Source organism: Streptomyces sp. URMC 129 (assembly GCF_051386415.1).
Classification (GTDB): domain Bacteria; phylum Actinomycetota; class Actinomycetes; order Streptomycetales; family Streptomycetaceae; genus Streptomyces.
In genome coordinates this window covers 1-10,186 of sequence record NZ_JBPQTQ010000168.1, presented here as the reverse complement: position 1 = coordinate 10,186, position 10,186 = coordinate 1, and the positions used below count along the sequence as shown (strand labels likewise).

General features: G+C 70.8%; 7 protein-coding genes. 2 read left to right on the top strand and 5 right to left on the bottom strand.

Annotation, left to right across the window (positions count from 1 at the left end; all coding sequences use genetic code 11):
* Positions 1–25: 25 nt before the first annotated feature.
* The 3 genes from ACSNOC_RS25365 to ACSNOC_RS25355 all read right to left on the bottom strand — a co-directional run bounded on the left by ACSNOC_RS25365 (position 26) and on the right by ACSNOC_RS25355 (position 5,083).
* A complete protein-coding gene (locus ACSNOC_RS25365) occupies positions 26–1,852 on the bottom strand; it encodes an outer membrane protein assembly factor BamB family protein (protein ID WP_436749899.1) in 1,827 nt (608 codons plus the stop codon).
* Positions 1,853–2,117: 265 nt separating this feature from the next.
* Positions 2,118–3,344 carry a cytochrome P450 family protein gene (locus ACSNOC_RS25360; protein WP_436749898.1) on the bottom strand — a complete coding sequence of 409 codons (1,227 nt, stop codon included), beginning with the start codon at positions 3,342–3,344 and terminating at the stop codon, positions 2,118–2,120.
* Between the two features lie 29 nt (positions 3,345–3,373).
* Positions 3,374–5,083: an NAD(P)/FAD-dependent oxidoreductase gene (locus tag ACSNOC_RS25355; protein WP_436749897.1), complete on the bottom strand. Its 1,710-nt coding sequence runs from the start codon at positions 5,081–5,083 to the stop codon at positions 3,374–3,376.
* 294 nt (positions 5,084–5,377) lie between these two features.
* Here ACSNOC_RS25355 and ACSNOC_RS25350 point away from each other — a divergent pair, with 294 nt between their 5' ends.
* Positions 5,378–6,889: an FAD-dependent monooxygenase gene (locus ACSNOC_RS25350; protein WP_436749896.1), complete on the top strand. Its 1,512-nt coding sequence runs from the start codon at positions 5,378–5,380 to the stop codon at positions 6,887–6,889.
* A gap of 77 nt (positions 6,890–6,966) precedes the next feature.
* Here ACSNOC_RS25350 and ACSNOC_RS25345 read toward each other — a convergent pair whose 3' ends face one another.
* Together ACSNOC_RS25345 and ACSNOC_RS25340 are read right to left on the bottom strand one after the other, a co-directional pair.
* Positions 6,967–7,710, bottom strand: a complete 744-nt coding sequence (locus ACSNOC_RS25345) for a TetR/AcrR family transcriptional regulator (RefSeq protein WP_436749895.1) — start codon at positions 7,708–7,710, stop codon at positions 6,967–6,969.
* A 416-nt stretch (positions 7,711–8,126) separates the two neighbouring features.
* Positions 8,127–9,161, bottom strand: a complete 1,035-nt coding sequence (locus tag ACSNOC_RS25340; RefSeq protein ID WP_436749894.1) for an ABC transporter permease — start codon at positions 9,159–9,161, stop codon at positions 8,127–8,129.
* A gap of 255 nt (positions 9,162–9,416) precedes the next feature.
* Here ACSNOC_RS25340 and ACSNOC_RS25335 point away from each other — a divergent pair, with 255 nt between their 5' ends.
* Positions 9,417–10,004 carry a TetR/AcrR family transcriptional regulator gene (locus ACSNOC_RS25335; RefSeq protein ID WP_436749893.1) on the top strand — a complete coding sequence of 196 codons (588 nt, stop codon included), beginning with the start codon at positions 9,417–9,419 and terminating at the stop codon, positions 10,002–10,004.
* Positions 10,005–10,186: the final 182 nt, after the last annotated feature.

Genomic DNA, 10,186 nt, shown 5'->3' with positions numbered 1-10,186 from the left:
GGCCGGGAGGTGTGCGGGGCGGGGGTTACTGCGCGTAGAGCCGGAACGTCTGGCCGCCGCCCCGGCGGAGGTAGGTGTCCCGCACCCGGGTCAGCGTGCCGCCCGGGGTCCGGGCGTAGGTGGACAGGTAGCCGCCCCGGCCGCCCACCACCAGGTGCTCCGGGCCCTCGCCCGAGCGGACGGACAGCAGGGTCCTGGGCAGGTCGGGCAGACCGCTGATCAGGTCCGTCCGCTCCCCCGTGATGTGGTCGTAGACGTACAACTCTCCTTCGGAGCAGGCGAGGTACACGTGGCCGCCGGTGACGAGGGCGACGGTCACGTCCCTGAGGTCACCGCCCCACTGCCGCAGGACGTCGCCCCGGTGCGGGTCGAGTTCCAGCAGGCCGTCGCTGGTGCGCGCGTAGACCGAGCCGTCCTGGGTCCACAGGTGCAGGGCGGGCGTCGCGAGGCCGGTCCACCACAGCTCGGTGGCCGAGTCCGCGGCGAAGGCGCACACACCGGCCTCGTGGTTGCCGAGGATCCGCTGCCCGCCGGGCCCGTAGGCAGCGGCGGAGAGGGGAATGCCGTCGAACGAGAGCTGGTCGAGCCGTGCGCCCGTCGCCACGTCCAGTTCGACCGCCCCGACGCCGGTGGCCACCAGGGCGCGCCGGCCGTCGTCGGAGAGCGCGAAGCCGACGCCCAGGTCGTCCAGGGGGGTGCTCCACAGCAGGGCGCCTTCGTGGTCGGCGCGGAACACCACCTCCCGGTGGCCGAGCCCGAGGTATCCGCCGGGCACGGCGGCCACCTGGCGGACCATCCCGAAGCTGCTGTCGTGCCGGTCCGACTGGCTAAGGCTGACGCCGCCGTGGCGGGTCTCCCGCGCCGTGAGGACGGCCACCCCGTCGTCGGTGCCGCAGTAGAGGCGGTTCTCGCGGTCCAGCGCGGGGGCCATGTGCCACGCGCCCTGCCGCAGGACCGGCGCCCTGCTCTGGACGTACTCCACGTCGGGGTCGACCTTCACCAGTTCGCCCGAGAGCGTCAGCACGAACAGGCTGCCCTCGCCGCCCACCGCGAGGTCGGTCAGCTGGTGCGGGAATCCGCCCACGGTCTTGGCCAGTTCGGGCTTCTGGTTGGTGTTGTCGATGACGTGCAGCACTCCCTCGGGCCCGCCCGCGTAGGCCACGGCGGCGTCGGGCGAGAAGGCGAGGAAGTCGATCTCGTAGCGGGAGAAGGTCAGCGCGTACTCCACCGACCCCTGGGGGCTCACCAGAACCACCCCCACCGGCAGGCCGGGCCTGAGCCGGGTGTTCTGCTCCACGGCCCAGAACCGGTCGTGGCGGGCGTCGTAGGTGATGGGCCGGACGCCGCGTGCCGTCACCGCGGACGGTAACTCGTGGAGCGCGAACGGACCCGGCAGCGGCCCGACGGAGCGGTCGGCGAGAGTGGCGATACCCGAGCGCTCGGTCGCCGGCGGGACGGTGTCGCAGGAACGGGCGGGGATCACCGACTCCACGGCGAACGACTCGGGGTCGATGATCATCCCGTGCCCGGAACCGCTCTCCGTGTAGATGCGACCGCGCCAGCGGGCCAGGTCGTCCGTGGCACGGTGTCCGGCCTCGCCGGTCACGGCCGGGAACGCGCCCGCGTCGGCGGCCTCGGGCGACAGGAAATCGACGAGATCCATGGTGTCCAGCGACCACCGGATGAGATTGCCCAGCCGGTCCTTGGCTATCACCCATTCCCCGCTCGCGACCAGGCAGTGGATGGGCTGCCCGGCGGCGACGGCCGGGGACGACCTGCGCAACTGCAGGTTGTCGTCGAGAAGGTGAATTCTTCCGGTGATGTCGCCTGCGAGCAGTCCGGTCCCTTTCACATAGCCGATCCGTGTGATGCGGTTGGTTATTTTCACTGGTGATCCCTCCAGTCCTCACGCCAGTACGATGCGCAAGCCGATCACTCGGCGAGGAGACAATGCCGGGGTGACAGGGTGGACAGCGCCACGGGAAGATTCTCGGAAAGCCCCCACCAGGGACCATTTCTCCCACACGCCCAGCCGCCCGCCCGGGCCGCGCCCTCGAGGGCCGGCGAGCCCGGACGGGCCGCGTGGTGTCGGGTCAGCTCCTCCTACGGTGATGTGGTCAGCGCAGCCGGACCGGCAGGGACTCCAGCCGCTGGAGGAAGTTCAGCGGCCGGTGCCGGATCTGGTCCAGCGGAACGACCGGCTCCAGGTCGGGGAAGCGCCTGAGCAGGGTGCCGATGGCGATCTCGCCCTCCAGCCTGGCCAGCCGCGCGCCCAGGCAGTAGTGCACTCCCCCGCCGAACGCCATGTGCGGGTTGTCCTCGCGGGTGATGTCGAGCTTCTCCGGGCAGCTGAACTTGTCCGTATCCCGGTTGCCCGAGGCCAGGCAGAGGATCACCAGCGCGCCCTCGGGGATGGTGGTGCCGTCGATCTCCACGTCGCGGGTGGCGTAGCGGAAGACGCCGGGGACCGGCGGCGGGTCGTAGCGCAGCAGCTCGTCGACGGCCGCCGGGACCAGGCCGGGGTCCTCCCGCAGCTTGGCGAGCTGGTCCGGGTTCTCCAGCAGCCGCAGGACGCCGCCGCTGATCATGTAGATGGACGTCTCGTGGCCGGCCGTGAGCAGTTGCAGGCCCATGGCGGGCAGCTCGGGTTCGCTGAGCAGCCCCTCGTCGGCCGCCTGCACCATGGCGGTGAAGACGTCGTCGCCGGGGTTGGCGCGCTTGTCGTTGAGCTTCTTGCCGATGAAGTCCTTCAGCTCGGCGATGGCGTCCTTGCCGTCCTGCGGCGTGGCGGCACCGACCAGCTTGGTGACGAGCGCGCCGTAGTAGTCGATGTCGGCGCGCGGCACGCCGAGCAGCTCGCAGATGACCCCGACCGGCAGCGGGAAGGCGTAGTCCTCGACCAGGTCGACCGACGGCCGCTGGGCCAGGTCGTCCAGCAGTTCGTCGGCCAGCTCCTGGATCCGCGGGCGGAGGCCGTCGATGCGGGTGGCGCTGAAGGCCCGCACCACCAGCTTGCGCATCCGGCTGTGGTCCGGCGGGTTCCGGTTGATCATCGTGTAGCGCAGGGTCTCGTCCTTGCGGATCAGCGCCTGGCTGTTCTGGATCTCGGCGTCCGCGACGGCGTGGTGGACCTCGCTGCTGAACGTCTGCCAGTCGTCGAGGGCCGCGTCGATGTCCTGGTAACGGGTCACCCACCACGACATGGTGCCGTCCGGGAGACGGATCTGGTGGACGGACCCGCTCGCGCGCAGCTCGTCGAAGAAGGTGTAGGGATCCTCCCCGAAAGCGGGGGGAAGACTGCGCGGCCCCATGTGCGGACATCCCTGCTGCGGCTCGGTCGTCATGCTGCTCCCTTCCGGATCACTGGATGTGTTCACTTGGCCTTCACGCGCCGCCGCGCCTTGACCACTTCGCTGACCGGATTGAACTCGCCGAACGCGAACCTGCGGCGCAGGAAGTAGGTGAGGCCCTCGTGGACCAGCCGGCCGACCTCGGGGGGTGCGTCGGACTTGGCCCAGCGGAGCATGCTCACCACCTTGGGCGGCGTCACGTGCACGCAGCGGTTGCCGGGGTCTCCCGCCCCCAGGGCCGGCGGGAGGAAGTCCGCCGTGCGCAGGTCCTGCATGATCGACCGGGCCGCCGACTCGGCGGGGAGGGTTCCCTCCTGCACCTGGCGGAGCCGGCCGCTGGCGCTCGCGAAGAGCTGACGGGCCGGCTCGTACTCGGCGAGCGTGCCCCGCACGGCGTGCCGTTCGTAGTCCTCCAGGATCCGGCGGTCGTTGGTCTCCAGGTACCTGCCGAAGGCCCGGTTGATCTCGAAGTTCGACAGCCGCTGGTTGACCGACCAGACGCGGAACCAGGCGTCCCACAGGTCGTAGTGCTGGAAGGAGGTGTAGGCGTTGGCCACCAGGTCGTCGTTGAAGTCGAGCAGGCCCTGCTCGAGTTCCTCGACGAGCTTGAACCGCTCGACCGCGAAGTCGTCCTCGCGCACGGCCTCGATGAGCCGCCAGCCGAGGGCGTTGATGATCTCGAAGGTGTTGGCGAGACCGCGGGAGAAGAGGGCGTCGATGAAGCCGGAGGCGTGGGCGGTCAGGCACCAGCGGTAGCCCAGGGTCCGCTTGGAGGAGTACTGGAAGCGTCCCGTGGAGACCCACTCCCGGACCGAGCGGGCCTCGGCGAACTGCGGCGCGATGCTGGGGAACCGCTGGATGAACTGCCGGAACTCCTCCTCTGCCGGGATGTCCGGCTTCGGGTGGATCCGCGGGTCCAGGCTCAGCCCGACGCTGACCAGCGGATTGCGCGCCCGGGCGTGGTTGTTGAAGGGGATGACCCAGATCCACCCGCCCTCGAAGAGGTGGTGCAGGGTGCCCTGGCTCCACGGCATGATGTTGGCGTGCGTGCCGTGCGGCACCAGCTCCTCGTAGGGCTTCACGCCCACCATGTGGGTGAAGAGGGTCCTGGCGTGGTGGCGCAGCCGGGACGGGTTCTCGCGCAGGTCCATCTTGTCGGCCAGCGGGGACCGGTAGCCGCTGGCGTCGACGACGAACCGGGTGCGCCAGGTCTCGCCGTCGGCGGACTTGAGCGTCACGCCGTGGTCGTCGATGTCCACGTCGGTGACGTTGACCCGCTGCCGGACGGTCGTGCCGTACCGGACGGCCACGGCGAGCATCCAGGCGTCGATGTCCTGCCGGAAGAAGTGGTTCTCGGTGTTGATGATGCCGGGCAGCGGCAGCTCGTTGCACTGCTCGGGCTCCTGCCGCGCGCCCTCGCGGTGGTAGAGGAATCCGAAGTTGCGCTTGATACCGCTGGCCGGGGACACCCGCCCCTGGACGCCCTCGAAGGAGGCCAGTTCCTCGATCTCGGGGACGTCGTACCGCTTGGCGACCATGTGCATGAGCATTGAGGTGTGCGGGATCGTCGACTCCCCCACCGCGAACCGGGGATGGGTGCCGGCGTCGAGCAGGAGGACGTCCACTCCCGCCCGGGCGAGGATCGCCGCGAGCACCGTACCCGCGATCCCCGAGCCGATGATCGCCACGTCGGACTGCGGCTTGAGGTGTCCGTTCGGCGAAGCTGCGTGCATGAAGTCCCTACTTTCTCCCGTCGGATGAGAGGCGGTCTGACGCCCGGGGCGCGGTGACTCCGCTGTGCTCCGGCGCGTGGGGGGGCACCGCCCGGGGACCCGGTGCGGTGCCTTGGGAACTTCGGTACGGGGCAGGGTTCTTGGTCGGAGTCTGCGAGGAGTCCTGCCCGATCTGACCTAGCGTGAGGGCGATAATTAATCGTACGATGAGTTGACTGGGAGCCTAGCCCCGAAGAGTTAATCAGGTCAATAATTATTGCGATCGCGTACGACCGACACACAAGGAGGCATTCGATGAGGAGCACTGCCGACAGCCAGGTGTTGATCGTCGGAGCAGGTCCCGGCGGTCTCCTGCTGGCCTGCGAACTCGCCCTCGCCGGCGTCACGTGCACGGTCCTCGAACGGCGCACCACTCCGTCCGTCCAGTCGCGCGCCACCGGCCTCCAGCCGCGGACCCTGGAGTTACTCGCCATGCGCGGGCTGGTCGGGGACTTCCTCAAGGCGGGGAGCCCGCGGGACCACTACCGGGTGACGGTCGGCCGCGCGCGGGTCGGTCTCACCCATCTCGACACGGCCTACCAGCAGTTGGGGATCTGCCGACAGAGCGTCACCGAGGGCATCCTGGAGGATCGCGCCCGGTCGCTCGGGGTCCACGTCGAGCGGGGGGTGCAGGTGCTGGACGTCCGGCAGTCCCTGGACTCCGTGGTGGTACGGGTCAGCCGGGACGGCCGGACCGAGGAGCTGCGGGTGCCCTGGGTCGTCGGCTTCGACGGCGTCCGCAGCACCGTGCGGGAGACCGCGGGCATCGGCTTCCCGGGCAAGACCTACCCGTACAACGTCATGGCGGGCGACGTGCGGCTGGCCCGCACTCCCGAGGACGGCATGCTGGTCAAGGTCAGCCGCGAGGGGCTCGTCGTCGCGATCGACTTCGGCGACGGCACCTGGCGCATGGGGGCCGTCGACCGCAGGCCGCCGCGCCCCATGGACGAGCCCGCCACCCTCGAAGAGCTGCGCGACATGCTCACCCGCATCTTCGGCTACGACCTCCACCCCTACGACGCCACCTACACCGCGCGTTTCAAGTTCCACAACCGGCACGCCACCGAGTACCGCCGCGGGCGGATCCTGATCGGCGGGGACGCGGCCCACACCCACGCGCCGCTGGGGGCCCAGGGCCTCAACATCAGCTGCCAGGACGCCGTGAACCTCGGCTGGAAGCTCGCCTCCGTCATCCGCCACGGCGCCCCCGAGGCCCTGCTCGACACCTACGAGCGGGAGCGCCGGCCCATCGCCACCCGGGTCCTGAGGGCCACGGACCGCGGGATGCACATGCTCATGTCCCCGGCCCTCCCCCTGCGGGCCATCCGGCGGGCGGTGGTGCCCACGGTCACCACCCTGCCGGTCACCCATCGCCTGCTCGCCGGGCAGATCTCCAACCTGGCGTTCTCCTACCCGCCGGCCCGCCCGGACCGGCACGCCAAGCTCGTCGGCCAGCGGCTTCCCGACACGCCGGTGCGGCACGAGGACGGCTCGCTGCGGCCCCTGTTCGACCTCTTCCGCTCCGGCCGCTTCGTGCTCCTGGACCAGACGGACGGCCAGTTCGAGCCCGTGCACGAACAGTGGCCGGACCAGGTCCTGACGGCCCGGGTGCGCCTGGAGGGCCCGCCGCACGTGGCGGCCCACGACCTCGTCCTCAGCAGGCCCGACGGCTATTGCGCGTGGGCGGGCAGCCGGCGGGACACCGAGGGGCTGCGCGCGGCGCTGCGGGAGTGGTGCGGTCCGCGGGCCGTGCCCGCGGCGGCCTGACCGCCGGCCCCGATCCCCCTCGCTTCACTCATCGCACGCACTTCCCCGGCCACGGCCCGCCGGGGAAGCCGACGGCCTCAGAAGTCCGGTTCGAGGAAGAGGGGCTCGGACGCGGGGGCGGGAATCCGCCGCCGCTCCCGGCCCGTCGTCTCCCAGGGCATGTCCGCCATCTCGTTCAGGTCGGCCGTGAGATAGCGCTGGATCGTCGGGCCGATCAGTTCGCTCAGCTTCTCGTGGTCGAACGAGGCCAGCGGCTCCACCTTGATCGCGTACCGGATCACCGCGATGCCCACGAGCTGGCTGCCGATCAGCGTCGCCCGCAGCTCGGGCTCGGAGATGTTGAGAACTTCCACCACCGGGCGCAGCACGTGCTCGTGGAGGAAACTGGCCATGAGGTCGGCGGCCTCGTCGTTGGAGATGGCGGATCTGACGACCGCCAGCATGGGCTCTCTCGTGGCCGGGCTCTGCCACAGCTCCAGATAACCGCGCAGCAGCCGGGTGCCGAGCTGGTCCACGGGGCCGGGCAGCACGATCTGGTTGATGATGTTCGTGACGCTGTAGACGTCCTGGATGGCGGCGAGGAAGACGCCTTCCTTGCTCTCGAAGAAGTGGTGGATCAACGCGCTGTTGACGTTGGCCTCCCGGGCGATGTCCCGCATCTTGGCCCGGCTGTAGCCGTGCTGGGCGAACACCCGGCGAGCCGCCCGGAGGATGTCGTCCCGCGTCCTGGTGTCCCCGGGACGCCGCCCCGTGCGGCCCGAGCGGACGACCGGCAGGGCCGGCGGCTTCTCCGCGTCGTCTTCCTCTGCGAGTGAATTCATCACCGTGCACCAACTCCCTCGGACTCCGCGGCCGGGGGGCGGCCCCCGCCGACCGGGCCGGGGCAGCCCCACGCCTTACCAAGCCTGTCCCGGACATTGTCCCGAATGGGCCTTGCGGCGGGGGACGTCGGTGCGGTGCGACGTCCGGCGACCCCGGCCCGGCCGCCGGTGCCCCGCTCGGGCGGGACGCCGCGGCCGGGCACGCGGTGCGGGGATGTGCCGGCCCCGGACCGGTCGCCGGCGACATGTAGGGCGGCCTTCATGACTCAACTCCTCGCGAGGCCGAAGCTGGTGACGTGGTCGGTGTGCGGGGGCATCAGCCCGCCGCTGCCAGGCTCCCGTGGTGCGGCGCGGTCGTGCGTCGCGCCCCGGGAGCTGCCCCGTTTGTCTCGCGTGAGCGGCCGAGGCCGCCGTGGTCACACGCCCACGGTCCCCGAGGGCGCGTTCAGCGGTGCCGCGGCCGGCTCCGCCTCGTCGGCGGGCTCGGTCTCCGCGCCACGGGCCCGCCATCCTCCCCACACGACGCAGGCGGCGCCGAGCGTGGTCCAGCAGAGCAGGACGGCCAGGGGTCCGGCACTGGCGGCTCCGTCGAAGAAGCTGGTGCTGCGCAGCAGGCTGCCCCCCGCGCCGGGCGGCAGCATCTGGCCGACCCAGCCGGCGGGCTCCGGCAGCATCTCCGGCGCGGAGGACACGGCCGAGAAGGGGTTGCCCACGAAGACCATGACGAGGGAGACCAGCACCACCCCCGAGCGGCCCATGACGGCCCCCATACCGGCCGACATGGTGGCGATCGCCAGGACGATCAGCGTCATCACCGAGGCGTTCGCCAGCCATGAGCCACCGACGATGTCCAGCCATGTCTGGATGATCAGCCCGCCGGTGAGACCGGCCAGCGCGCAGGCCCCGACGAGACCGCCGAGCTGGGTCCAGCCGGGCCTGCTGAGGCCCGAGATGATGATGGAGCACAGCACGCCGGTCAGAACCAGGGGCAGCACCGAGGAGTTGAAACCCGCCCCGGTGGGGTCGTCCGCGTCGGCCGGCATCACGTCGACCGTCTGCGGCAGCGTCTGCTCGCCGCCGAACTGGGCGGCCAGCTCGGTGCCGGCCCGGCTGACCGTCTGGGCGACGGCGGAGCTGGCCGCCGATGCCTGCAGCACGGTGACCCCGTCCGGCGCGAGCAGCAGCGCACCGTAGATGTCCCGGTCCTCGATCGCCGCCGTCGCCTCGTCCTGCGAGCCGTAGAGGTCGACCTCGAACGCGCCGTCCTGCTCCAGCCGTTGCTCCACCTGCTGGGTCTGCTCCGCGGGCCCGACGAGTCCGATGGGCAGGTCCCGCGGCGCGAGCCGGGCCGAACCCCAGGCGAACGCGGAGAGCGCGAGCAGCACGATGAGCGGCACCAGGATCATTCCGACCATCAGCCGCCGCACCGGCGGGGAAGTGGCAGAGGTCATGACTAACTCCTCAGAAAACGAACGTTCGCTTACGCTCCCAAGGATGGACCCACCCGCGACCACTCGTCAAGACGGACCGTCAACTGTGCGTACTGAAGCGCCCGTTGGGAGTGTCGGCCACTGATGCCACGTCAGGGCCGGGTCAGCGGGGCACAATGGCATTCCGCCTGGTCGGCCCGTGCCGACGCCCCGGCCGGGCCCCGTCACGCGGGGTGACCCCTAGAAGAATGAGCGCTCATTCTTTAAAATGGGCGCATGCCTCGCGTATCCCAAGCACACCTGGACGCCCGTCGTCAGCAGATCCTCGACGCGGCGCGGCGCTGCTTCGTCGTCGACGGCTTCCACGCCACCTCGACGCGGGACATCCTGCGGGTCGCCGACCTGTCCGCCGGCGCGTTCTACCGCTACTTCGACAGCAAGGACGCGATCGTCGCGGCCATCGCCTCGGAGTGCCTCGACCAGCTCACCAACGGCTTCGACGCGGCCCTGGGCAGCGGCACGGAGCGGCCCCTGGACCAGGCGCTCGACGAGGTCTTCGACGTGGTGGACCGGCTGCACAGGACTCAGGACCTGTCCAAGCTCATCGTCACCGTCTGGGCCGAGAGCGTCCGCATCCCCGAGCTGGCGCGCCTGTTCAACGAGGCGTTCGGGCGGGTCCGGCTCCTGACCCAGCGCGCCATCGAGCAGCAGCGCGATCGCGGGCTGCTGTCTCCCGACACCTCCTCGGACGGGCTGGCGCGCGTCCTCGTCGGCGCCCTCCAGGGCTATGTCATCCAGAACGCCCTGCTGGACGAGCCGCGGGCGCGGGAGTACCGGGAGAGCGTCCACCGGCTCATCTCCTGACCCCGCCCGGCTCGGCGGGGCCGGCACAACGCGAGAGGACCCGCGCCCGGACGGGCGCGGGTCCCCTTGGCGTACCGCTCGTGTCGGCGCCGCTTTCCTCCTCGGTCAGAACATGGCTTTGGCGGTGGTGGCTTTGAGGGAGCCGAGGTAGGGGTGCCAGAGGTGGGTGGGGTCGTCTTCGA